General features: G+C 65.0%; 22 protein-coding genes. 13 read left to right on the plus strand and 9 right to left on the minus strand.

Translation table 11 applies throughout. The features are described 5' to 3' along the window. The first annotated feature begins 21 nt into the window (after positions 1–21). Positions 22–909 carry an SDR family NAD(P)-dependent oxidoreductase gene (locus HY019_RS17400; RefSeq protein ID WP_290694638.1) on the plus strand — a complete coding sequence of 296 codons (888 nt, stop codon included), beginning with the start codon at positions 22–24 and terminating at the stop codon, positions 907–909. Positions 910–935: 26 nt separating this feature from the next. Beyond that, the gene (locus HY019_RS17405; protein WP_290694640.1) at positions 936–1793 is read left to right on the plus strand and encodes a class I SAM-dependent methyltransferase; all 858 of its coding nucleotides are present in this window, start codon (positions 936–938) and stop codon (positions 1791–1793) included. Between the two features lie 9 nt (positions 1794–1802). Here the strand turns inward: HY019_RS17405 and HY019_RS17410 are convergent, their stop codons facing one another. The 3 genes from HY019_RS17410 to HY019_RS17420 form a co-directional block, all read right to left on the minus strand. Continuing rightward, a complete protein-coding gene (locus tag HY019_RS17410) occupies positions 1803–3131 on the minus strand; it encodes an efflux transporter outer membrane subunit (RefSeq protein WP_290694642.1) in 1329 nt (442 codons plus the stop codon). 119 nt (positions 3132–3250) lie between these two features. Continuing rightward, positions 3251–5245, minus strand: a complete 1995-nt coding sequence (locus HY019_RS17415; RefSeq protein WP_290694643.1) for a MacB family efflux pump subunit — start codon at positions 5243–5245, stop codon at positions 3251–3253. A 5-nt stretch (positions 5246–5250) separates the two neighbouring features. Continuing rightward, positions 5251–6465 carry an efflux RND transporter periplasmic adaptor subunit gene (locus tag HY019_RS17420; RefSeq protein WP_290694645.1) on the minus strand — a complete coding sequence of 405 codons (1215 nt, stop codon included), beginning with the start codon at positions 6463–6465 and terminating at the stop codon, positions 5251–5253. A 68-nt stretch (positions 6466–6533) separates the two neighbouring features. On the opposite strand from HY019_RS17420, the gene HY019_RS17425 reads away from it, so the two are divergent. Next, positions 6534–7283 carry an SDR family oxidoreductase gene (locus HY019_RS17425; protein WP_290694647.1) on the plus strand — a complete coding sequence of 250 codons (750 nt, stop codon included), beginning with the start codon at positions 6534–6536 and terminating at the stop codon, positions 7281–7283. Between the two features lie 23 nt (positions 7284–7306). On the opposite strand, the gene HY019_RS17430 is transcribed toward HY019_RS17425, so the two are convergent. After that, complete coding sequence (locus HY019_RS17430; protein WP_290694649.1) at positions 7307–8245, minus strand: DUF3034 family protein; 939 nt, start codon at positions 8243–8245, stop codon at positions 7307–7309. Positions 8246–8388: 143 nt separating this feature from the next. Between HY019_RS17430 and HY019_RS17435 the strand changes: the two genes are divergently transcribed. Together HY019_RS17435 and HY019_RS17440 are read left to right on the plus strand one after the other, a co-directional pair. Then, positions 8389–8880, plus strand: coding sequence for a group 1 truncated hemoglobin (locus tag HY019_RS17435; RefSeq protein WP_290694651.1), 492 nt, complete (start codon positions 8389–8391; stop codon positions 8878–8880). A 14-nt stretch (positions 8881–8894) separates the two neighbouring features. After that, positions 8895–9509 carry a methylamine utilization protein gene (locus HY019_RS17440; protein WP_290694653.1) on the plus strand — a complete coding sequence of 205 codons (615 nt, stop codon included), beginning with the start codon at positions 8895–8897 and terminating at the stop codon, positions 9507–9509. Between the two features lie 158 nt (positions 9510–9667). On the opposite strand, the gene HY019_RS17445 is transcribed toward HY019_RS17440, so the two are convergent. Next, positions 9668–10615 (minus strand): asparaginase, encoded by a 948-nt coding sequence (locus HY019_RS17445; protein WP_290694655.1) that lies wholly within the window; start codon positions 10613–10615, stop codon positions 9668–9670. Positions 10616–10718: 103 nt separating this feature from the next. On the opposite strand from HY019_RS17445, the gene lexA reads away from it, so the two are divergent. Together lexA and HY019_RS17455 are read left to right on the plus strand one after the other, a co-directional pair. After that, positions 10719–11435: a transcriptional repressor LexA gene (gene lexA / locus HY019_RS17450; protein WP_290694657.1), complete on the plus strand. Its 717-nt coding sequence runs from the start codon at positions 10719–10721 to the stop codon at positions 11433–11435. A 118-nt stretch (positions 11436–11553) separates the two neighbouring features. After that, a complete protein-coding gene (locus HY019_RS17455; RefSeq protein WP_290694659.1) occupies positions 11554–11898 on the plus strand; it encodes a hypothetical protein in 345 nt (114 codons plus the stop codon). A gap of 99 nt (positions 11899–11997) precedes the next feature. Here the strand turns inward: HY019_RS17455 and HY019_RS17460 are convergent, their stop codons facing one another. From HY019_RS17460 to phaC, 3 genes are read right to left on the minus strand one after another with little or no spacing between them, the layout of a single operon-like run. Further along, positions 11998–12735, minus strand: coding sequence for a 3-ketoacyl-ACP reductase (locus HY019_RS17460; protein ID WP_290694661.1), 738 nt, complete (start codon positions 12733–12735; stop codon positions 11998–12000). 45 nt (positions 12736–12780) lie between these two features. Further along, positions 12781–13959, minus strand: a complete 1179-nt coding sequence (locus tag HY019_RS17465) for an acetyl-CoA C-acetyltransferase (RefSeq protein ID WP_290694663.1) — start codon at positions 13957–13959, stop codon at positions 12781–12783. 56 nt (positions 13960–14015) lie between these two features. Then, positions 14016–15620 (minus strand): class I poly(R)-hydroxyalkanoic acid synthase, encoded by a 1605-nt coding sequence (gene phaC / locus HY019_RS17470; RefSeq protein WP_290694679.1) that lies wholly within the window; start codon positions 15618–15620, stop codon positions 14016–14018. 855 nt (positions 15621–16475) lie between these two features. Here phaC and HY019_RS17475 point away from each other — a divergent pair. Further along, complete coding sequence (locus HY019_RS17475) at positions 16476–16799, plus strand: hypothetical protein (RefSeq protein WP_290694665.1); 324 nt, start codon at positions 16476–16478, stop codon at positions 16797–16799. Here HY019_RS17475 and pgeF read toward each other — a convergent pair. Then, a complete protein-coding gene (pgeF, locus tag HY019_RS17480; protein ID WP_290694666.1) occupies positions 16731–17570 on the minus strand; it encodes a peptidoglycan editing factor PgeF in 840 nt (279 codons plus the stop codon). The genes HY019_RS17475 and pgeF overlap by 69 nt on opposite strands. On the opposite strand from pgeF, the gene HY019_RS17485 reads away from it, so the two are divergent. The 5 genes from HY019_RS17485 to HY019_RS17505 form a co-directional block, all read left to right on the plus strand. Next, positions 17569–18231, plus strand: a complete 663-nt coding sequence (locus HY019_RS17485) for a chorismate lyase (RefSeq protein WP_290694667.1) — start codon at positions 17569–17571, stop codon at positions 18229–18231. The two genes, pgeF and HY019_RS17485, sit on opposite strands and share 2 nt — an antisense overlap. Before the next feature lie 111 nt (positions 18232–18342). Beyond that, positions 18343–18888 carry an NUDIX hydrolase gene (locus HY019_RS17490; protein WP_290694668.1) on the plus strand — a complete coding sequence of 182 codons (546 nt, stop codon included), beginning with the start codon at positions 18343–18345 and terminating at the stop codon, positions 18886–18888. Between the two features lie 55 nt (positions 18889–18943). Continuing rightward, positions 18944–21148, plus strand: coding sequence for a type I secretion system permease/ATPase (locus HY019_RS17495; protein ID WP_290694669.1), 2205 nt, complete (start codon positions 18944–18946; stop codon positions 21146–21148). 14 nt (positions 21149–21162) lie between these two features. Further along, on the plus strand, positions 21163–22605 hold the full coding sequence (locus HY019_RS17500; protein ID WP_290694670.1) for an HlyD family type I secretion periplasmic adaptor subunit: 1443 nt from the start codon (positions 21163–21165) through the stop codon (positions 22603–22605). A 288-nt stretch (positions 22606–22893) separates the two neighbouring features. After that, on the plus strand, positions 22894–23741 hold an 848-nt coding region (locus tag HY019_RS17505), incomplete at its 3' end, for a retention module-containing protein (RefSeq protein ID WP_290694671.1).

Raw genomic sequence — 23741 nt, forward strand, 5'->3', positions numbered from 1 at the left:
GCCACGACAGGATGATGCGACATGGCCATTCCCAATCTGCGCGACAAATGGGTTGTTGTCACCGGTGCCGCGTCCGGCATCGGCTACGAAACCGCCCTGGCCTTTGCCCGTCGGGGCGCCAACATCTACGCCACGGACCTCAACCAGGCCGGCCTGGATGACTTGAGCAAAGCGCTGATCGGGCTGGGTGTGCGCCACCACCTGGCCATTGTCGACGTGGCCAACGAAGCAGCCATGCGTGCACTGGCCCAGGAGGTGCAGGACAAAGTCGGCGCGCCGCACGTGCTGGTCAACAATGCGGGCACGGGCTATATGGGCCCCTTCCTCCACACCCCGATGCAAGCCTGGCGCCGCCTGCTGGACGTCAACCTGATGGGCGTGGTGCACGGCTGCTACTACTTCCTGCCTGCCATGAAAAAGGCCGGCGGCGCACGCCATGTGGTGAACGTGGCCTCGGCGGCCGGCATCACCCCCAGCCCGAACCTGAGCGCCTACTCCGCCACCAAGCACGCGGTGATGGGGCTCAATGACAACTTGTCCATCGAGCTGGACGGCACAGGCATCGGCGTGACCGCGGTATGCCCGGGTGTCATCAACACGCCCATCATCCGCAACCGCAAGGCCGTATCCCCCGTGATCCCCAGCGAACAACTGGACAAGCTGGAGGGCTACTACCGCAGCGAAGGCGCGCACCCTGCCATCGTGGGCACCCGCATCGTGCAGGCGGTGCAACGCGGCGAAGACATCGTGCTGGTGGGCCCCACTGCCCGGCCGATGTTCCACATCAAGCGCCTGTCGCGCCGCCTGATGCGCCTGCTGACCATTGAAGGTTGCAAGCGCAACGGCTTCATCTGGCCCTACACCCTGCCTGAGCGCAGCGCGGTCGACACCGACCAGCGGGCCGCATAACCCTGAACCCCACCCAGCGCAGCACCATGGCCCGAGACTCTGCCAGCATCAGCCCCACCGCCCACTACACGGGCTACACCTGGTTTGCGCACGGCCTGTCGCACCCGGCGCTGGTCACACCACAAGGCAGGGCGATGTACTCGGCCTTGCGCCCCCTGCATGGCCTGGCCACGCTGACCGGCGCCCCGACCTTGCAGGCCTTCCTGCTGGCCCGCCACCGCCTGATCGACCACCTGCTCAACCAGGCCATCGCACAGGGCCGCGTCAGCCAGGTCATCGAAGTGGCGGCGGGCCTGTCGCCACGCGGCTGGCGCTTCAAGCAACAGCACGGCGGCAAGCTGCGCTATATCGAAGCCGACCTGCCTGACATGGCCGCGCGCAAACGCGACTTGCTGCAAAGCGCCGGCCTCTTGAGCGCGGGCCATGAGGTGCAGGCCCTGGATGCCCTGGCCGACGCGGGGCCGCAGTCCCTGTCGGCACTGGCCGATACCCTGGACAAGACCAAAGGCACCGCCATCATCACCGAGGGCCTGGTCAATTACTTCGACACCCCCACCGTGGCGGCCATGTGGTCCCGCTTTGGCCTCGTGCTCGCGCGCTTCCCTGAAGGGCTGTACCTGTCAGACATCCACCTGCACAACGCCAACAAGGGCGCCGGTGTTCAGGCCTTCAAGGCCTTGCTGTCGACCTTTGTGAAAGGCCGCGTCTTCCTGCACTTCGACAACGAGGTTCAGGCCGAGACCCAGTTGCGCAACGCGGGCTTTGAACTGGCAGAGCTGCACAAGCCCACGCGTTTTGCCGCTCAGCTGAACATGCAGATGCAGCCCGGAGCCGATGCCGTGCGGGTCATCGAAGCCCGCACGAACCGGCCCATCGAGCTTTGAAGCGATGCCTCAAGGCTTCGTTGCCTCGATCGCACCACCGGCAGACTGATACAGCGTCACCAGCGCCCCCAGGCGGTTGAGCCGGTTGGCGGCCAGGTTGTTCTCGGCCTGACGACGGGTTTCCTGCGCATCCAGCCAGGTTTTCAGTGGCACCGAGCCGGCACGGTAGCGGGCCTCGCTCAAGCGCTCGCCATCCTGCGCGGCCTTGACGGCCATGGCCAGGCTGCTGCCCTGGTCCTCATACTGCACACGGGCCGACAAGGCGTTCTCGACATCGGCCAGGGCCTGGTACCAGCTCTGACGATAGCCCAGCACCGCCACCTCGTAATCGGCCTGCGAGATGGCCACGCTACGCTGCATGTCCCGCCACTGGACGAATGGCAACACCAGCCCGGCACCCAGCGTGCCAACCGGGTCACTCAACACACGGGACAAGGCCTCGCTGCTGCCGCCCACACTGCCCGTCAGGCTCAAAGTGGGATAGAAGCTGCTGCGTGTGGCGTCCACCGTGGCCAGCGACTTGCGCAGGCGCAACTCGGCCGCCCGCAGATCCGGCCGGCGTGTCAGCAGTGAAGCGGGCGCGCCAGCCTGTACCTGAGGCAATGCCCCGTCAGGCAAGCGCAGCGACTCCTTCAAGGCCACCTCGGGCGGGCCGTCAAACAAGATGGCCAAGGCATTGCGGGCCTGCACGCGCTGCAGCAGCCATTGGGTGTGGCTGGCCTCCTGCGCAGCCAGGGCCTGCGTGGCCTGCGCCACCTCCAGGCCAGACGTCGCGCCGGCCTTGTACTGTGCATCGACCAGCTGGAGCGTCTGGCGCGCATAGTCGATGCTCTGCTGGCTGGCCTCCACGCGCTGGTTCAGGTAGGCCACCTGCCAGTACAGATTGGCCACCGTCCCCACCAGCGACATGGCTGCAGCTTGCCGATCCTGCTCGGTGGCTTCGGCCTCCCAGTCGGCCGCATTGCGCAAGGCAGCCAGGCGCCCCCACAGGTCGACCTCCCAGCTCGCCGCCGCGGTGACAGCACTCAAGCGCGTGGTCGGGCCGCCGTCAAGCTGGCGTGAGGCCGTGCTGCTGCCGCTCACCTTGACCGAGGGCAACTGGTCGCTGGCCGCCTGCCCTGCCACCAGTTGCGCGCGGCGCACCTTGATGGCCGCCTGTGCCAGGTTGTTGTTGCGGGCCAGCGCATCCTGAATCAGCTGCGTCAGCGTCGGGTCATTCAGGCCCTGCCACCAAGGCGTCAGGGTGGACTGTGGGGTGACCGTACCCTGCTGCCACCCATCGGGCACCTTCACCTGCGGCCGCTGGTAATCACTGGTCGAGGCGCAGGCACTCAGCATGGCGACGGCCAGGGTAACAGCCCCCCTCTGCCAGCCATGCCGCCATCCATGTGGCCACCCACGCGATTTGTTCAATTTGCTCACACTGTGCTTTCTCAAGGTGTTCATCGCCCGCTCACTCACTGACGCGACAAGGCGTCCACCGGGTCCAGCCGGGCCGCGTTGCGCGCGGGCAGGAAGCCGAACACCACACCAATCAGGGACGACACCCCGAAGGCCGCCACGATCGAGGTCATCGAATAGACCATGCTGAAGCTGCCACCACCGACCTTGTCAAAGACCAGGCCAATGCCCAGCGCCAGCGCGATCCCCAAGATGCCACCCAGCAGGCAGACCAGCACCGCCTCGATCAGGAACTGGCGCAGGATGTCGCTCTGCCTGGCGCCCACCGCCATGCGCACACCGATCTCTTGCGTACGCTCGGTCACCGACACCAGCATGATGTTCATCACCCCGATGCCCCCCACGATCAGCGAGATCACCGCGATCGACGAGATCAACAGCGTCATGGTCTGTGTGGTGCTCTCGATGGTCTGGCGGATGCTGTCGCTGTTGCGCACGAAGAAGTCCTGCGAGCCATGCCGCTGCGTGATCAGCTTGGTGATGCCCTGCTCGGCCGCAGCGGACGGCACCTCGTCGCTGATGCGCACCGTGATGTTGCGCAACCAGCGCACACCCAGCAGGCGCCGCATCGCCGTGGTGTAGGGCACCCAGACGTTGAGGTTGTCCGAGATCATGAAGCCGCTTTCCTGGGGCGAGGTCACCCCCACGATGCGTACCGGCACCGAACCCAGGAAGATCACCTGCCCCACGGGGTTCTCGCCATTGGGGAACAGCGCCTTCTGCGTATTCGGGTCGATCACCGCCTCTTGAGTCTGGCGGCGCACGCTGTCTGCATCGAAGGCCTGGCCTTGCGCCATGGTGTAGCCCTTGACGCGAAAGAAGTCCTCCCCCACCCCCGTGATGTTGGCCGTGGACTCGATGTTGCCGCGCCGCAAAGTCACACTGGTGCTGACAGTGGGTGTCACGCTGTCCACGTAGTTCAGCTGCGACAAGGCATCGGCATCGGCCGGCACCAGGGTGCGGATGCGGCCTGCCTGCCTGTCCCCGAAGTTCTTGCCCGGGAAGATGTCGATCGTGTTCGTGCCCATGGCCGAAATGTCCTTGAGCACACGTTGCCTGGAGCCCTCGCCCAGGGCCACCATCGACACCACCGAGGCAATGCCGATGATGATGCCCAGCATGGTCAGCAAGGTCCGCAAGCGGTGCCCGGCCATCGCACGCAAGGCCATGGTGAAGGCCTCGGTGAAGCGATCCCAGTTCGCACGCCAGGGGTGCGGAGGCGGGGCCCCTTCCTCGCGCTTGGCCGACTGCACGGGGCGGTCGCCGTCCTGCTGCTTGTCCGACACGATTTCACCGTCGGCCACCTCGATGATGCGCTGCGCGTGCTGCGCCACCTTGGGGTCGTGGGTCACGATGATGACGGTGTGCCCGTCGGCATGCAGCTCCTGCAGGATGCGCATGACCTCTTCACCACTGACGCTGTCCAGAGCGCCTGTGGGTTCGTCGGCCAGGATGACGTCACCGCCGTTCATCAGCGCACGCGCGATGCTGACCCGCTGCTGCTGCCCACCCGACAACTGCCCCGGGCGATTGCGCACACGTTCGGCCAGGCCCAGGCGCCCCAGCAAGGCCGCCGCACGCGCATGCCGCTCGGCCGGGCCATGGCCCGCGTAAATGGCCGGGATCTCGACATTGCCCGCCGCCGTCAGGTCACCCATGAGGTGATAGCGCTGGAAGATGAAGCCGAAGTGTTCACGCCGCAGCCGCGCCAACTCATCGGGCGCCAGCTCGGCCGTGGGCTGGCCCGCCACCTTGTAGCTGCCGCGCGTGGGCCGGTCCAGGCAACCCAGGATGTTCATCAAGGTGGACTTGCCCGAGCCCGATGCCCCGATGATGGCCACCATCTCGCCCGCCTTGATGCGCAGGCTGATGCCCTTGAGCACCGCCACCGAGCCATCGCCCGAGGGGTACTCGCGCCACAGGTTCTCCACTTCCAGCAGCGCCGGCCCGGTGGGCGCGGGCGTTGCGGATGACTTGTTGGGATCCGTCATGGTGATCAGAACATGCCCGGTGCACGACGCATGCCCGTGGTCGAGCCGCCGCCAGTGGCTTCGCCCACCACCACCAGATCGCCCTCCTTGAGGCCCTCCAGCACCTGCGCCTGCACACGGTTGTTCAGGCCGATCTTCACCTGGCGGGTGCTCACCTTCTGGGCACCTTCCGGCCCCTCCAGCACGCTCACCGCATAGGTCTTGGTCTTGCGATCACGCTTGCCCAGGGCCGAAGCCGGGATCACCAGGGCATGGTCCGCCTTGCTCAGCACGATGAACACCTGCGCCGTCATCAGCACACGCAGCTTGCCGTCCACATTGGGCACATCGAACAGGCCGTTGTAGTAGATGGCCGTCGTGGTCGAGGTGGACGCCGTCACCTTGGCATCGGTCTGGTCCGACTCCGGCACCGGCTCCACGCCATGCAACTTGGCCTCATAACGATGCAGCGGCTCGCCCAGGATCGTGAAGTAGGCTGGCATGCCGGGCTTGACGCGCACCACATCGGCTTCGGAGATCTGCGCCTTGATCTGCACCTGGTCCAGCTTGGCCAGTTTGATGATGGATGGCGCCGACTGGATCGCGTTCACGGTGCGCCCTTCTTCGGCGATCACGGCGATCACCACGCCATCAATCGGCGCGAGGATGCGTGTGTAGCCCAGGTTGACCTTGGCCGTGTCCACCGAGATATTGGCCTGCTTGATCTGCGCGTCCAGCGCGCCGATATCGGCCGTGGTGGTGGCCAGAGCGGCTTCCGCATCTTCCAGATCAGCCTTGGAGCCCGCATCCAGCCTGACCAGCTCCTGCTTGCGCTTGAAGGTCAACTCGGCCTGCTTCTGCAAGGCCACCTTGGCGCGGCGCTGGGCCGTCAGCAAGGCCACCTGGGCCTCGGCATTGCGCAGGGTGTTGGTCTGCGTGGTCGAGTCGATCTCGGCCACAAGCTGCCCCTTCTTGACCTTGTCACCCAGGTCCACGTACAGGCGCTTGATCTGACCGGAGACCTGCGCCCCCACGCTCACTTCCTTTTGCGCCTGGATGGTGCCGCTGGCCAGCACCGTGTCCTCGATGTCATCATAGCCGACCTTGGCCGTGATCACCGGCGGGGCAGCAGGTGGCGTGAAAAAGTAATGCTTGATGCCCCAGCCAGCCGCGGCCAGGATCACCACACCGCTTGCCAGCCGCCAGCCGGACAACCACTTCTTCTTGTTCATCGTGTTCATTTCACCAGTGTCCTTGCGGTGTGTGTAGGACGGACTTCCGCGCGGTTAAAGGAATGTAAAGTCATGACATGAAACCGGTCACCCTCATCACAGGCGCCAGCCAGGGCATCGGCGCGGCCACTGCACGGCTGCTGGCGCGCCAGGGCCACGCCCTGCTGATCCATTACGCCCACCAGGCCGACGCGGCCCAAGCCGTGGCAGATGAATGCTTGCAACTGGGCGCACCACTTGCCATCATCGCCCAAGCCGACGTCGCCGATGAGGCCCAGGTACTGAATCTGTTTGCCATTGCAGACAAATCTCTGCCGCCCTTGACGGGCCTGGTCAACAACGCCGGTATCGTGGACAAAACCGCCTCTTTGGCAGACATGTCCGCGGCCCGCATGCAACGCATGTTGAACGTCAATGTGCTGGGGCCCATGTTGTGCGCGCGCGAAGCGGTCAAACGCATGTCGACCCGTCTGGGCGGCCAGGGCGGCGTCATCGTGAATGTGTCGAGCAGTGCCGTGCGCACCGGCTCACCGAACCTGTACGTGGACTACGCCACCAGCAAGGGCGCCATCGATGTGCTGACCAATGGGCTGTCCAAAGAGCTCGCACCCGAGGGGGTGCGGGTAGTGGCTGTGCGCCCGGGCATCACCGACACGGGCATCCACGCCACCGGCGGTGAGCCGGACCGTGCAACCCGCCTGGGGCCCAGCCTGCCCATGGGGCGCGCGGCGCGACCTGATGAGGTGGCCGAGGCCATTGTCTGGCTGCTGTCAGACCAGGCCAGCTACACAGCGGGCGCCATCCTGGATGTGACCGGCGGCCGCTGAACAAGCCCCCTTGGCCAGTGGCATCAGAACGAGGCCTGAGCCGACAGGTAGAGGCCCTGCTGGTTATCCTTGCTCACGATGTTGCCCAGGTTGACCCAGGCCAGGGTCAGGCTGCCGCCACGGCAGGGAAACCAGGCCAGGAACAGGTCCCAGGCGTCGTCCTCGCGCAAGGCGGCGCCACCGGCCTCCAGGTTGTTGGGCTTCATGCGGTACTCAGCGCCCAGCACCAGGTCATCACGCAGCATCACCCCGAGACTGCCTTCCAGTTGCAGCTTGTGCTTGTCGTGACCTGGGCCACCGAAGCCGAGCAGCCCGAACTGGTTGGCCCGCGTCAGGCGGGCCGTGCCCGATGCCAGCACATTGCGCCCAGCCAGGCCGCCCAGCCACAACTTGGTGGCCGTGGCGTACACGTCGATGTCGCTGGTGCTGGTCGCGCCCAGGGACTTGACCAGGGCGCCATCGTCCACCTGCTTGAACTGCGCGCCCACAGCAATCTGCGGCATGGCCTTGTCCTGGTCGTACACCGCGTCCCCGGTCACCTTGAACTTGGCGCCCAGCACGTCCATCTCGACGGACTTGCCCGGCACCACGTCACCCAGCTTGAAGGACCAACGGGCCATGGACAACTCGACGCTGTCCTTGATGCCCACGGCCGCGCCGCCAATCTTCAGGTCATAGCCGCCCTGGGTCTTCAAGTGGGTGGCGAATGCCGAGCCGCCCACCTGGTTGCTGCTGCCCGTGCCGGTGATGGTGGCCCAGGGCGTCAAACCGCCGCCACCTGCGCCGTCCACCTCGCTGACACCCCAGGTGCCCAGCAGCCTGTCGCCGGCATGGGCCTTGGGCGCCATGAAAGCAGCGGCTGCAGCCAGCCCCAGCCAGCCCAGCCGCCACCACAGCCCTTTGTCTGACAGGCGCCTGGCTTGCACGCGCGACATCGGGGAAAGGGGGGAATTGGACTTCATGAAGGGCTTTCAGAGGTGTTTTTTTAACCGCGACTACTCGGCCAAATACGGAGATGGATATCGTCCGGATGCGTCAAGATATGAGCGCAAGCTCCCTGTATGCGGGATTTTTCAGCAATACCTCAATCAGTACTGGATCTGTCATGCCCCTGAAGAGTCCGTTTGCAAGCTGGCGCGACCTGAGCGCCGAGCAACGTCGACACATCCAGATGGCCGCAGGTGGCATCACCTTGAGCTGGGCCCTGGCCGCCTTGATGGCCTGCAGCACCACGGGCGCCCAGGCACCGCTGTACCAGCAACTCGGCGGCGTCGCCAAGATCGAAGCCGTGACCGATCGCACGCTGGAGCGGGTGTCCACCGACCCACGCACCAAGCGCTCGTTCGACGGCATCAAGATGCCTTATCTCAAAAAGAGCGTGGCCGCCTATGTCTGCAAGGTGGCGGATGGCCCTTGCGTGTACGAAGGTGAGACCATGGCCAACTCGCATGCCAAATCCAATATCTCGGGCGCCGAGTTCGACATCATGGTGGCGGTCATGCGCGAAGAGCTGGACCGCGCCGGCGCCTCTGAGGGTGCCAAGAATGAACTGCTGCGCAGGCTGGCCCCCACCCGCCGGGACATCGTCAAGTATTGAACCGGGAGTTCGCCATGCACGTCTGCCGTCAACCGGTTGGTCTGAGCTTCAAGCAGGCATGCCTTGGCCCGCTTGCCACCCTGGCATCCCTGGGTGCGTGGGCAGTCCCACAACAGATCCAGCTCCAGACTGACAGCGGCCAAGCCGTGGTGGGCGCCGCGGTATCGGTGTTTGTCAAAGGGACGCGCGCCCAGGCAGCGCCCGGCACGGTGGCCGACATGGCCCAGAAGGACAAGGCCTTCGTGCCCAAGTTGCGCGTCATCCAGACAGGCAGCTTGGTGAACTTCCCGAATTTCGACACGGTGCGACACCACGTTTATTCGTTCTCGCCCACCAAGACCTTCGAGATCAAGCTGTACGCCGGCACCCCGGCTGCACCGGTGGTCTTCGACAAACCCGGCACAGCCACACTGGGCTGCAACATCCATGACCGGATGCTGGGCTATATCCACGTGGTGGACACGCCCTACTTCGGCGTGAGCGATGCCAATGGCAGCGTCAGTATCGACCTCCCGCCTGGCGAGCACCGCGTCCGCGTCTGGACGCCGGCCATGGGCGAGGCCACACCCGGCGTCGAGCAAGCGTTCAAGACCGGCACCGAAGCGGTGGTGATCCGGATCAAGCCCTGAGCTGTCACAGCGCTTTCACATTAGGCCAGCACAATTCACCTCGAACCGGGCGCAGGGCACACCTGAACCCGGCGGGAGGAAGCTAGACCTGGCTTGCTGGTCACCACAGCCAAGGCTCGTGCTTGCATTCCCAACTTATTTGCCGCCCTTGTGCTCGCTCATACACCCAATAAATAGAGCATGAGGGCCACCCGGGCCTGAGACGGTGTCAACTCACCGCATGCCGCCAACACATCCCCCTCACGACTGCTGACGCCCCCGCGGGCCACGCGCGAACTGCGCCAGACGGTCACCCCCTGCGCGACAGCCTGTGTCACGGCGGCCTCCAGCCCTTGATGCAAAGTGCCGTGGCCGGTACCGGCCAGCACAAGACCCTTCAAGGGGCCATGCTGCCTGGCGTGCGCCAGCACCGCTTGCACCATCCAGCCGTCGGCATCGGCATGGCTGTGAATGATCTCCACACGAGGGGGCTCTGCGCGCAAGGCTTGCCAACCGGCCTTGCCACTGAGCGGCCAGGGTGTGATGGCCTCGCGCCATGCGCCCGTCTCATCCAGCAGCGCCAGCGGCGGGCGGCCACCCCCATCAAAGGCATCCAGAGCACTGGAGTGCGCCTTGCGCACTTGCGAGCCCGCCCAGATGCGGCCATGCAGCACCGCCACCACACCACCCAGCCCACGGCGCGCGGCCTCCTGGACCACACGAACGGCGTCCCGCAGATTGGCGGGTCCGTCGGCATCCGGTGCCGTGGCAGGGCGCATCGCGGCGGTCAGCACCACCGGTTTGCGGCCATCCACCAGGCAATGCAGCAGGTAGGCGGTTTCTTCCAGCGTATCGGTACCGTGCGTGATCACCACGCCGGCCACATCCTCGCGGGCCAGTTGGGTCTGGAGCGCCTGACCAAGCGCCCGCCAGACAGCCCAACTCATGTCCTTGCTGTCGATCTGCGCCACCTGCAGCGCTTCCAGCGGCACCCCCTTCAGTTCGGGCACCGCGTCGACCAGTTGCGACACCGACAACTGTGCTGCGCGGTATTGCCAGCTCCGATCCGGGTCATGGCCGGTGCCGGCGATGGTCCCGCCCGTTCCCAGAATCACAACGCTTTTCACAAGGTCCTGCATGCCACCCCAAGTGCTTGCACAAAAGTACTGGACAAACCAACAGTCCTGTATAAAATGACAGCCAACGATTCAAACAGCGTCAGCCACTGCGATGTCGAACGATAAACCCAAACTCACGCCGCGCCAGCAAGAAATCTTCGAGTTGATCCAGCGCGCGATCGCCCGCACGGGGGCGCCCCCCACCCGGGCTGAAATCGCCAGTGAGCTGGGCTTCCGCTCGGCCAACGCTGCCGAAGAGCATCTGCAGGCGCTGGCACGCAAAGGCGTGATCGAACTGGTTGGCGGCACGTCGCGCGGCATCCGCCTCAAGGCAGGCACCCTGCGCACCGTCAACGAAACCCGCAAGCGTGGCGGCGAGTCGTCCGGCGCTGCCAGCCATGTTTTGCCTTTCAACCTCCCCCTGCCCGGCCTGGAGCAACTGGTGTTGCCGCTGGTTGGCCGCGTGGCCGCGGGCAACCCCATCCTGGCACAAGAGCACGTCGAGCAAACCTACTCGGTCGAGCCCGGCCTGTTTGCCCGTCGTCCTGATTACCTGCTACGCGTCAAAGGCATGAGCATGAAAGACGCCGGCATCCTCGACGGTGATCTGCTGGCCGTGGCCCGCACGCGCGACGCCCGCAATGGCCAGATCGTCGTGGCCAGACTAGGTGACGAGGTCACCGTCAAGCGTTTCCAGCGCACGGCGCAAGGCATCCAGCTTTTGCCTGAGAACCCGGACTTCCAACCCATCGTCGTCTCGCCCGATCAGGAAGACTTCGAGCTGGAAGGTCTGGCCGTTGGCCTGATCCGCAACCAGTTGCTCAACTAGCTTTCACCCCACCAGACGGGTGGCGGGCATTGGCATCACCTGGCCGGTGGTGCGATCCCGTCTGGTGGACCTTTGTCGAATCCTGCCGAACTTCATCTGCTGTCAACCGGAGTTCATCATGATTCATCACCTGGCCCGTGCATTCTTCATCCGCAACGCCACCCCTGGCTCGGCAGGCACCAATCCGCCATCGGACGGCACCCGTCCGGCCAGCGCGCCGGCCGCCCGCCCCGTCAAGGCCAGGCCCATCACGCCATGGGGCACGCCTTCGCGCCAACCCGGCAACGGCACCTCGGCCATGGTCATCCCGCTGCGGGCATCGGCACCGTCTGCATTGGCTGAACGGCGCGTGCGCATCTGCACGGACCCGGCCGATGCGCGCCGTACCGTGATTGCCGGCCGCTTCGCGGAAGTCTGCGCCGCCCTGGATCGCCTGGTGCTGGAGCAAGAAGCCGCGGCCTGAGCCACAAAAAAACCCCGCTGGCATTGCTGCTCAGCGGGGTTTTTTCATGGATCGCACGCCCAAACTCAACCCTGGCCAAACCAGGGCCGAGCAGGTGCATCAGCCCATGTGCAGGCCACCGTTGACCGAGAAGTCGGCGCCCGTGGCGAAACCGGCTTCATCACTGGACACCCACGACACCATCGAGGCGATTTCCTCGGGCGTGCCCAGGCGCTTGACAGGGATGGTGGCCACGATCTTGTCCAGCACGTCCTGGCGGATCGAGCGCACCATGTCTGTGCCGATGTAGCCTGGCGACACGGTGTTCACGGTCACGCCCTTGTTGGCCACTTCCTGGGCCAGGGCCATGGTGAAACCGTGCATGCCAGCCTTGGCAGCCGAGTAGTTGGTCTGGCCGAACTGGCCCTTCTCACCGTTCACCGAGCTGATGTTGACGATGCGGCCCCAGCCACGCTCAACCATGTCGTCGATGACCTGCTTGGTCACGTTGAACAGGCTGTTGAGGTTGGTGTCCATCACCGCGTCCCAATCGGCCTTGGTCATCTTGCGGAACATGCCGTCACGCGTGATGCCGGCGTTGTTCACCAGGATGTCGATCGGGCCATGCTCGGCCTTGGTCTTCTTGAAGGCTTCAACGGTCGAGTCCCAATCGGCCACGTTGCCCACCGACGCGTAGAAGGTGTAGCCCAGCGCCTTTTGCTCATCGAGCCACTTGACGTGATCACGGCTGGGACCGCAACCGGCGATCACCTTGTACCCGTCCTTGTGCAGGCGTTGGCAAATGGAGGTACCAATACCACCCATGCCACCGGTCACGTACGCTACTTTTTGGCTCATGAAGTTCTCCTCTTTGGGATGAATAAAGACTCAGTCAGTCGGGGATCAGCGCTCGATGGTCAGGGCCACGCCCATACCGCCACCGATACACAGGGATGCGATGCCCTTGCGGGCTTCACGCTTTTGCATTTCGTGCAGCAGGGTCACCAGCACGCGGCAACCTGAAGCACCAATGGGGTGGCCAATGGCGATGGCCCCACCGTTCACATTGACCTTGCTGGTGTCCCAGCCCATTTCCTTGTGGACGGCGCAGGCCTGGGCCGCAAAGGCCTCGTTGATTTCCAGCAGGTCCAGATCGGCAGGCTTCCAGCCTGCACGCTCCAGCGCACGGCGAGAAGCAGGCACCGGGCCCATGCCCATGTAGGCCGGATCCAGGCCAGCGCTGGCGTAAGACGCGATGCGCCCCAACACCTTCAGCCCCAGTTGGTCGGCCTTCTTGGCGCTCATGACCATGACGGCGGCAGCGCCATCATTGATACCGGAGGCATTGCCAGCCGTGACCGAGCCGGCCTTGTCAAAAGCGGGGCGCAGGCCAGCCAGCGCTTCCGCGTTGCTCTTGCGGTTGATGAACTCGTCGGTGTCGAACACCAGCGGGTCGCCCTTCTTCTGGGGGATCAGCACCGGCACGATCTCGTCCTTGAAGCGGCCGGAGTCGGACGCGGCCGAGGCCTTTTGCTGCGAAGCCAGGGCCAGCGCATCCTGAGCCTCGCGCGAGATGCCGTATTGCTTGGCCACGTTCTCGGCGGTGATGCCCATGTGGTACTGGTTGTAGACGTCCCACAGGCCATCGTTGATCATGGTGTCGATCATCTGCCAGTTGCCCATGCGCATGCCTTCGCGCGAATTGGGCACCACGTGCGGCGACATGCTCATGTTTTCCTGGCCACCGGCAATCACGATCTCGGCGTCGCCGTCGCGGATGGCCTGCGCGGCCAGCATCACGGCCTTGAGGCCGGAGCCGCAGACCTTGTTGATGGTCATGGCCGGGATGACGTTGGGCAGGCCCGACTTGATCACGGCCTGGCGCGCCGGGTTCTGGCCGCAGCCCGCCTGCAGCACCTGCCCCAGGATGACTTCGCTGATCTGGTCGCCCGCCAGGCCTGTGCGTTTGAGCAGATCCTGAATGACCACGGCGCCGAGTTCCGATGCCGGGGTCTTGGCCAAGCTACCGCCGAACTTGCCGACGGCGGTTCTGGCTGCTGCGACGATGACGATGTCAGACATGCTTATCTCCTTGAGAGCTCAGGATCCAAACCCGCACAAGACGGCGGGCGCCAAAATCAAGCTTTGCGCAGGACGTAACGGCCTGGCGCGGCCTCGATGGGTGGATGGCGCTTGCTGCCCGCCTGCTTGGGCGCCGGCACCATGTCGCCAGCCTGTTTGCCCAACCACTCGGCCCACACAGGCCACCAACTGCCGGGGTTTTCCTGTGCGGTGTCCATCCACTCCTTGGCCGTTGCTGGCAAGCCGCGTGCCAGCGAACCTGAGGTCCAGTGGCTGCGCTTCTTTTTCTCGGGCGGGTTGATCACACCAGCGATGTGACCGGACGCGCCCAGCACGAAGGTCTTGGGGCCTTGCACGATCTGGGTAGACGCATACGCGCCGCCCCAGGGCACGATATGGTCTTCGCGAGAACCGTAGATGAAAGTGGGCATGTCCAGACGGCGCAGGTCCAGCGGCACGCCACAGACTTCCACCGCACCCGGCTGGCGCAACTTGTTTTCCAGATAGGTGTTGCGCAGGTACCAGGTGTAGAACGGCCCAGGCAGATTGGTACTGTCGCTGTTCCAGTAGAGCAGGTCAAATGCCGGCGGCATTTCACCCTTGAGGTAGTTGCCCACCACGTAGTTCCAGACCAGGTCGTTGGGACGCAGGAAGGAGAAGGTCGCGGCCAGGTCGGTGCCCTTCATCATCCCGCCGCCTTGCGGGCTTTGCGGCCCCATGGTCATCTCGCGCATGCGCACCATGGCCTCGTCCACGAAGACGTCCATGATGCCGGTGTCGGAGAAATCCAGGAAGGACGTGAGCAAGGTCAGGCTGGCTGCGGGCTTCTTGCCCTGCGCGGCCAGCGTGGCCAGTGCGCAGGCCAGCATCGTGCCGCCCACGCAGAAGCCCAGCATATTGGCCTTCTCTGCGCCCGAGATCTCCCGGGTGACGTCGATGGCCTTCATCACACCCTGTTCGACGTAGTCGTCCCAGGTGGCCTTGGCCAGGCTGTCGTCGGGGTTGACCCAGCTGATCATGAACACGCGGTGGCCCTGCGACAACAGGTAGCGCACCACGGAGTTGTCCGGCTGCAGGTCCAGGATGTAGTACTTGTTGATGCAAGGGGGCACGAAGAGGAAAGGCACCTCGTGGACCTTGGGCGTCAATGGCGCGTACTCGATGAGCTGGAAGAACGCGTTCTCGAACACGACGGTGCCGGCCGTGGTGGCCACATTCTTGCCCACCTCGAACACGCGCTCGTCCGTCTGGGACATGTGGCCTTGACGCAGGTCGTTGAGCAGGTGCTGCAGGCCTTGCTGCAGGCTCTCGCCCTTGGTCTCGACCGCCTTCTTCAAGGCTTCCGGGTTGAACGCCAGGAAGTTGCTGGGTGCGGCGGCATCGGCCCATTGCTGCACGGCAAAACGCACACGCTGGCGCGCTTTGGTGTCGCCTTGCAGTTGGTCTGCCAGGCGCTGCAGCGTGCGGGCGTTGAGCAGGTACATCGATGCCATGAAGGCGTTGGCAGGGCTGCTGCCCCACTCCGGTGCATCGAAACGGCGGTCGGAGGCCTTGATCTGATCCGGTTTTTCCAGCGCCAGGTTCCACAAGGCCGTGGCCTGCTGCATGTATTCATGCTGGATGTCCTTGAGCGCTTCGGCGGGGACTGTCAGCCCGGCCATGGTCGACAGGCTGGCACCCAGGCTCTGGCCCATCGCCTCCGCAGCCTGCTGCATGGGCTTGAGCACCGTCAGGCCCTCAGGCATGACAGGTGCCGCGCCGCCCACGGCTGCGCCGCTCATCCACTGCTTCATGGCATCAGCGGCCATGTCGGGCATGCGCTTGAGATCAAGCTGCTCCATGCCCGGGATCTTGAGCGCGGCCATGGCGGCGGCAGCCTGGTCGAACGGCGCCTTGAAATGCTCGGCGAACTGCCCGGCAAATGGTGCACCGAACGGCGTCGTGAAGGGAGAGCCGTTGGCGGCCTTGGCGGAACCGTTGGCCGCATCGGCCTGCGGCTTGCCTGACGGCTGGCTCGCGGCATGGGCTTGAGCCCCGCTTTGCGTCGCACTGTGAGCCGCGCTGGCTGGCGATGCGGCTTTGCGCGTCGCTGTCTTCCTGGTCGGGGCAGCGGCCTTCTTGGCTGCTGGGCGCTTGGTTTTGACCGCCGGCTTGGCTTGCACGGCAGCATCACGCTGCGTCACGTCTTGCGCAGCCGCATGGCGCTGCGAGCGTGACCGTTGAGGAACAGCCATATGTCTCCTACTTGGAATCGAGGGGGCATCCGAAAAAATGATGCCTCCGTCATGTTGCCGTATTCTGACCTCGGTTTTTTTCCATTGACATATCGGGCCAATGACTTTTAGTTTCTTTTCAACATCGGCCCAACGGTCATCAACCCGTCTTGTTCGAGGGGCTTTGAGCAAGACCTGTTCCAGAATAGACGCCTGCCCCAGGCCGGGAATGATCCTCATCAACCATGTTGAGTTCAACGGCCTGCTGTGTCTGCGGGGCTTTCACTAACCGGATGACGTTGGATGTGGATTGTTGCCATTGCCTGGTTGTATGTGACCTTGATGATGTCGCTGGCCGAGGCCACGAACCCGCAAGGCACAGTGCTGGGCGCCGTGATCACCTTTGTCTTTTACGGCCTGGCGCCGCTGGCCCTGGTGCTCTACCTGATAGGCACGCCAGCTCGTCGTAAAGCCCTGCGCGCGGCCGAGGCGCAGGCCCATGCGCGGTACATGGCCGAGCAAGCGCAGCAACAGCCGGGCGCTGGCGACACGGGTGGCTCAACGCAGCCAGATGCTGGCAGCCTGCCTGCCGGTGACGCGCGTCCGCCTGAAAGAAAAGAACCTTGAGGCGTCGGACACGGTGCACCAGCTGCCGCCGCTGACCTGGCTCACTTTCAGTTGCTTCAGCGTGTCGCGCGCGAGCCCCGGCAGATCAGCCAGCCATTTGGGTGCAGGCAGCGCGGCAGGGTTGACAGGGGCGCGCGGCGTGAAACGAGGGTGCCCCTGCGCGGCCTGCGGATCCAGGCCAAAGCCTGCCAGGACGTCGGCGCCGACTTCAAAATGAGCGGGGCCAATGCATGGGCCCAGCCAGGCCCGCAGATCGGCCGGCTCACAGGATGCGGCTTCGCACAGCGCCCGCACGCCCGTGTGCACGATGCCTTGCCCGTTCATGCCCCCGGCACCAGCCAGCCCCCGCCAGCCGGCATGCAGCGCGGCCACGCCACGCCCCTCGGGCGCCGCCAGCAGCACGGGCAGGCAATCGGCCACCATCACCGTGCAAGCCAGGCCGGGCTCGGTGGTCAGGGCGCCGTCAGCCTCGGGCTGGGCGATCTGGCCTTGTGGGCCGAAAAAGTCAGCGTCGTGTGTCAGCCTGACGACGCGGTTGCCGTGCACCTGTGTCAACCACACGGGTTGCGCCTGCAGGGCTTGCGCAAACACGCCGCGGTTGTGCGCCACGGCTTGGGGGTCGTCCTGGACGTGGTCGCCCAGATTGCACTGCGCATACGGCCCCACGCTGATACCGCCTGCCCGGGCGCTCATCAGCGCGCCAACGCGGCCTTGCAAGGCTGTGCCCAAGTCGATGTCCAGCCAGCCTGGCGGCAAGGTGTGTGATGTCATGCGCGATGATGTGCAAATGCGGCCCGGCCAGGTCACTGCCCGCCTGGCCCGCTATGATCCCGCCCCGATGCTACCTCGCCTGCCTGCCGTACCCCGATCTGCCTCTGCCCTCGCCCGCTCGCGCGGCGGCCGGCGCGGTGCCGTGCCGCCCAACCTGCGTCGCTGGCTGAGCGCACCGGGCTCGCTGACGGCGCGCCTGCGCCTGCACGGGCAGGTCAGTGTGCAGGTGCTCAGCCAGGGGCGCCGCACCCTGTGGCCGCAGGAGCGTGAGGCGCTGCGCTGTCGCGAGGGGCATGTCCGCGAGGTTGTGCTGCGCGTCAATGGCCGCGCGGCCGTCTGGGCACGCAGCAGCACCCCGCTGGGTGCCGTCAAAGGCCCCTGGCGCGCCATCAAGGGGCTGGGTACCCGCCCCCTGGCCGAATTGCTGTTCGAGCACAGCCAGGTGCGGCGCGACCCGCTGATCGCCCAGGCCCTATCGACACAGTCACCGCAGCGGCGGCGCCTGGCGCGGCAATGGGCCCATCTGGCGCCCACGCCCAAAGATCCGGCGCCCATCTGGACGCGCCGCTCCGTTTTCTGGCACCGGGGCCACCCCCTGCAGGTGCTGGAAAGCTTCGCGCCCTGGGTCACCACCCTGCCCGCCGGCCCCAAGCGCCGCTGAAAACGAACGGCGGCGCAGAACACACCGCATTGACCGCGAATGCGGGCCATTGCCTGTGAATTGCCGGCCACAGGACGCGGTTTCGCCATCTTGATGCCCTAAACTGCGGGCATGCTGTTTTCACGCCGAATCGAGCACTGCCAGGTATGCGGAACACCCGTCGAGCACAAGGTGCCCGAGGACGACAACCGTGAGCGCGCCGTCTGCCCATCCTGTGGCCACATCCACTACGTCAACCCGCTGAACGTGGTGGGGACCTTGCCCGTCTGGGGCGAGCAGGTGCTGCTGTGCAAACGCAATATCGAGCCCCGCAAGGGCTACTGGACGCTGCCCGCCGGCTTCATGGAGCTGGGTGAAACAACCGAAGAAGGCGCCGCCCGCGAAACCGACGAAGAAGCCGGCGCCCGCATCGAAATGCAAGGCCTGTACTGCATCATCAATGTGGTCACGGCCGGCCAGGTTCACCTCTTCTACCGCGCCCGCCTGCTGGACACCGATTTCGCGCCGGGCCCCGAAACCATGGAAGCGCAGCTGTTCCACCAGCACGAAATCCCCTGGGACGACCTGGCTTTTCGCACCGTCCGCATGACCCTCGAGCGCTTCTTCGCCGATCGCACCGAGGGTCAATTTGCGGTGCATTGTGCCGATATCCGCTGATCAAGCCGCGCTGACACTGCTGTCTCGTGCGGGATAGGACCTCACGACTTCACGCATGACTGCCACGCTGGACACCACCGCACCCGATGCTTCGGCGCAGCCTCGCCTTCGCGAAGACCTCCTGACGCCCGATCCTTTGCTGGACTGCCTGGTGGAGGTCTGCCGCCTGCATGGCTTGCCCGCCTCACGCGCCTCGCTGTCCGCCGGGCTGCCTCTGGACAAAGGCGCCCTGCCACTGAGTCTGGCCGAGCGTGCCGCGGGCCGAGCCGGCCTGGCCACCAAGGTGCAAAGGCTGTCGCTGGATCGCATTGACGCGCTGACACTGCCCGCCATCCTGATCCTCAAGGGGGAACAGGCCTGTGTGCTGCTGGGGCGCGAGCCGGGTTCATCGGGCGCATCAGCCTCAACGGCCAAATGGCGCATCCTGCTGCCCGACAGCGGCCAGGGCGCCATCACCCTGAGCACGGACGAACTGCAGGCCCGCTACACCGGCATCGTCCTGTTTGCCAGGCCGCATTTCAAGTTCGACGAGCGCACGCCCGAGATGCGCGCCACCAAGTCCGGCCACTGGTTCTGGGGCCCGGTGCTGGCGCAACGCTTCGTTTACCGTGACGTGCTGTGGGCGGCCTTGCTGATCAACCTGTTCGCCCTGGCCTTCCCCATCTTCTCGATGAATGTGTACGACCGCGTCGTGCCCAACCACGCCACCGAGACCATGTGGGTGCTGGCCATCGGCGTGACGCTGGTGTTCGCGGGCGACCTGTTCATGCGCCTGTTGCGCAGCCATTTCGTGGACGAGGCCAGCGCGCGCATCGACGTGCAGATCTCGGCCTCCCTGATGGAGCGGGTGCTGGGCATGCGCCTGGAGAACCGACCTCAGTCGGTGGGCTCGTTTGCGGCCAATCTGCGCGGCTTCGAGCAGGTGCGGGACTTCATCGCCTCCAGCACGGTCACGGCGCTGATCGACCTGCCCTTTGCCCTGCTGTTCGTGATCGTGATGGCCTGGATCTCGCCCTGGTTGATCCTGCCGGTGCTGACCGTGTTCACGGCCATCGTGGTGTCGGGCTATGTGCTGCAGCACCGCCTGCACGAGCTGTCGCAAAGCACCTACCAGGCCTCGGCGCAGCGCAACGCCACGCTGGTGGAGAGCCTGACCGGCATCGAGACGATCAAGTCGCAAGGTGCCGAGAACCTGATCCAGGCACGCTGGGAGCGGGCCAACCAGTTCCTGTCGACGCTGAATGTGCGCATGCGCGGGCTGTCGTCCTCGGCCATGTACACCACGGCCACGCTGCAGCAATTGGTGTCGGTCAGCATCATCCTGATCGGCGTCTACCTGATCACCGACAAGCAGTTGACCATGGGCGGCCTGATCGCCTCGACCATGCTGGCCGGCCGCGCGCTGGCCCCCGCTGGGCAGATCGTGGGCCTGCTGATGCAGTACCAGGGCGCCCGCACGGCCATGGAGTCGCTCAACAAGATCATGGACCAACCGGTGGAGCGCCCTGCCGGCACCAACTTCATCCACCGCAAGGACCTCAAGGGTGAGATCGAATTCCGCCACGTGTCTTTCGCCTACCCGGGCCGCCAGGACTCGGCGCTCGACGACATCAGCTTCAAGGTCAACCCTGGCGAGAAGGTGGCCCTGATCGGCAAGGTGGGTTCGGGCAAGACCACGCTGCAAAAGCTGATCCTGGGCCTGTACCAGCCCACGCAAGGCGCCGTGCTGCTCGATGGCATCGACATGCGCCAGCTGGACCCGGCCGATGTGCGCCGCAACCTGGCCCATGTCTCGCAGGACGTGACGCTGTTCTACGGCTCGCTGCGCGACAACATCACCTTCGGGATGCCGCACGCGCAGGACGACGCCATCGTGGCGGCCAGCGACACCGCCGGCCTGAGCGAGTTCGTGCAACGCCACCCGCAAGGCTATGACATGCAGGTGGGCGAGCGTGGCGAGCTGCTCTCGGGCGGCCAGCGCCAGAGCGTGGGCATTGCGCGTGCGGTGCTGCACAACGCGCCCATCCTCTTGCTGGACGAACCCACCAGCGCCATGGACTTCTCGACCGAGGCCCTGGTGACGCAGCGCATGCAGGCCTTCTCGGAGGGCAAGACGGTGGTGCTGGTCACGCACCGTACCTCGATGCTCTCGTTTGTGGACCGCGTGATCGTGGTCGACCAGGGCAAGATCGTGGCCGATGGCCCGCGCGAACGCATCATGCAGGCGCTGTCTGCAGGCCGCATCTCGCGTGCCTCGTGAGCAAGGAGAAGCACATGAACGCCTTGCTGAACGCTGGACAAAAACTGGTCAAGGTGCTCGAAGCCATTCGGCGGCGGCTGGCGCCCCTCACGGACCGGGTGCTCGACAAAGTAGCCGGCCCACGCGTGACGCCCGAGACCGCATCGAGCGCAGGCATGCGCGGCTTCGAGCTGGATGCCCAGGCCGTGATGAGCACCGAGCAGACCTACCGCGCCCAGACCCTGGTGCGCAGCGCCCTGCTGCTGGTGGGCGTGCTGCTGGTCTGGGCCTCGCTGGCCAAGATCGACGAGGTCACCAAGGGCGAAGCCAAGGTGATCCCCTCCAGGCAGTTGCAGGTGATCCAGTCGCTGGACGGCGGCGTGGTCTCCGAGATCCTGGTCAAGGAAGGCCAGGTGGTCGAGGCCGGCCAGATGCTGCTCAAGATCGACGAGACCCGAGCCACATCGGGTGTGCGTGAAAGTGCGGCCCAGGTGTTCGCCTTGAAGGCCAAGCTGGCACGCCTGAAGGCCCTGGCAGAAGGCCACAGCTTCAAACCGCCCGAGGCGCAAGATGGCAATGCGGAAGAGCAGCGCATCGTGGACGAAGAGCGTCAGCTCTACGATGCCAAGCGCTCCGAGCTGTCGGCACTGGTGTCCATCAGCGAGCAGCAACTGGCGCAGCGTCAGCAGGAGCTGAGCGAGGCCGAGGCCAAACGCGACTCGGCCAAGCGCAGCCTGGAGCTGTCTCAACAAGAGCTGAGCAAGACCAAACCCCTGCTGGCAACGGGCGCCGTCTCTGAAGTGGATGTGCTGCGACTGGAGCGCGATGTCACCCGCGCGCGTGGCGACAAGGAGCAGGCCAGCGCCCAGGCATCACGTGCCAAGGCGGCCATTGCGGAAGCCACACGCAAGATCCAGGAAACCGACCTGTCCTTCCGCAACGAGATCCGCAAGGACCTGTCCGAGGTGCTGGGCCGCTTGAATGCGCTCAATGAGGGCGCAGTGGCCCTGGCCGACAAGGTCGACAAGTCGCAAGTGAAATCACCCGTTCGGGGCCGTGTCCAGCGCCTGCTGGCCAACACGGTGGGCGGTGTGGTCACCCCGGGCAAGGACATCCTGGAGATCGTGCCACTGGACGATGCACTGGTGCTGGAGGCCAAGGTCCAGCCGCGCGACATCGCCTTCATCCACCCCGGGCAAGCGGCCACCGTGAAGTTCACAGCCTATGACTTCTCCATCTATGGCGGGCTCGATGCCGTGGTCGAGAACATCAGCCCCGACACCGTGACCGACGAAAAAGGCACCAACACTTTCTACGTGGTGCGGGTGCGCACCAAGCAGCCCAACTTCAACGACAAGATGCCCATCATCCCGGGCATGACGGCTGAAGTGGATGTGCTGACAGGCAAGAAGACCGTGCTGTCTTACCTGCTCAAGCCGGTACTCAAGGCACACGCTTACGCCCTGCGCGAACGCTGACCCCAAGATGCCTTAAAAGCGGCATACAGGCGTCCTTTCGTGACGCATGTCCTTCACAGCGGGCCAGACCTGCCGACAAGACATTGTTGGACAGTTCTGGCCCGTTTCACTTGGTGGCAAACAGACCCCATCTGGGCTTGACCCTGAATGCGGCTGCGCTAAAGCGTCGATTTATTCGGCGCAATGCCGGAATTGTTCACGCCCCGCGATCCACCCGATCACCCCTGAGGAAGGCCTCGTCGCTATCCTCGCTGCAAAGGCGTTTGTTACGTTTCGAGAGGTTTTGCCATGTCCAAATCCGCGCAAGTTCCCGGCGGGGTTGTCACCAGTCTTCAAGGGCGTGCGAACGTCATTCCAGCAGGCCAGGCCGATGCCCGCCCGCTGCAGGAAGGTGATGCCATCCAGCCCGGCGATGTGATCCTGGCTGAGGCCAATGCACAGCTGCAGATCACCGATGCGGATGGCCAGGCCTGGATGCCGCGAGACATGCAACTGGCGCTCGCGGATGCCCATGGCAAGGCTGCTGGGACGAAGAAGCAGGCCCACGACAAGCCGGGCCATGTGGACGACAACAAGGCCGTGGACGAGGCGATCAACGCCGTTGACCGTGGTGATGAAGATGCGGCAACCGCTGCGGGCCTGACTGGCGGCGGCGGTGGCTCGATGTCGCTGGGGCTGCGTGTTGACCGCGTGATCGAGACCGTGTCCCCGCAAGAGTTTGCCTACAGCACGCCCGATCGCGATGCGGGCACGCCCTTCGCCACCGTGGCCAATGTGGTCAACGCAACGGAGGTGGGCAACCGCGCGCCATTCGTTGACGAGCCGAGCGACAACCCCAACTACAAGCCCGAGACCGGCCACTACAGCCTGACGACGGACGAGGACAAGCCTGTCTCTGGGCAGGTCAAGGCGACTGATCCGGATGGTGATGCGCTGACCTACGCCAAGGGCTCGGACCCGGCGCACGGCACCGTGACGGTCAATGCGGACGGCAGCTGGACCTACACACCTGCCAAGGACTACAACGGCAGCGACACCTTCACCGTGACGGTGTCTGATGGCAAAGGTGGCACCGCAACGGCCACCATCGACATCGGCATCAACCCGGTCAATGACCCACCCAAGATCGATGACCC

This window comes from Aquabacterium sp., from assembly GCF_016195855.1.
Taxonomy (GTDB): Bacteria; Pseudomonadota; Gammaproteobacteria; order Burkholderiales; family Burkholderiaceae_C; genus Aquabacterium.